Source organism: Chitinimonas violaceus (assembly GCF_052601015.1).
On record NZ_JBQXDJ010000287.1, the window covers coordinates 1 to 255 of the forward strand.

Annotated in this window: 1 protein-coding gene; it reads left to right on the plus strand. The window is 61.2% G+C overall.

What is annotated here, in order from left to right:
• Positions 1 to 255 (plus strand): reverse transcriptase domain-containing protein (locus tag ACUHMQ_RS21660; RefSeq protein WP_445297429.1); only part of this gene is annotated, 255 nt, incomplete at both ends.

Sequence of the window (255 nt, forward strand, 5' to 3'; positions counted from 1 at the left end):
TGGCGAACATCCTGCTGGACGAAGTGGACCGGGAGTTGGAACGGCGAGGCCACTGCTTCGCACGCTATGCCGACGACTGCAACGTCTACGTGAAGAGCCGGAAGGCTGGGGAACGCGTGCTGGCGGGTCTTCGACGCCTGTATGCGAAGCTGCATCTACAGGTGAATGAAGGCAAGACAGCGGTAGCCTCGGTGTTCGGGCGTAAATTCCTGGGTTTCACCCTGTGGGTTGGGCGCGGTGGCGAGGTGAAGCGTA